Annotated in this window: 1 protein-coding gene; it reads left to right on the top strand. The window is 67.9% G+C overall.

Features of this window, described 5'->3' with window-relative positions; all coding sequences use genetic code 11:
• Positions 1-138: 138 nt before the first annotated feature.
• On the top strand, positions 139-280 hold a 142-nt coding region (locus tag SB660_RS19990), incomplete at its 3' end, for a type II 3-dehydroquinate dehydratase (RefSeq protein WP_410584030.1).

The raw sequence follows: 280 nt of genomic DNA on the forward strand, positions 1-280 counted from the left end.
GGGCGCGTATCGCCGCGCGGGATTCGTCGAGACCGGCCTGCGCTTCACCGGATCCATCGGACCCGAGCTCGAGATGAGCCGTCCGCTCGTGTCCGCGGATAGTGTGTCATCGTGACCGCGAATCCGCGCCTGCTCCTCGTGAACGGCCCCAACCTCAACCTGCTCGGCACGCGTGAGCCCGAGGTGTACGGCACGGCGACTCTCGCCAATGTCGAGCGTCTGACAGCCGAGACCGCCGGTGCGCTGGGCTACGACGTGCGTGCGATCCAGAGCAACCACG

This window comes from Bacillus sp. SIMBA_005 (genome assembly GCF_046535585.1).
Classification (GTDB): Bacteria; Bacillota; Bacilli; order Bacillales; family Bacillaceae; genus Bacillus; species Bacillus pumilus.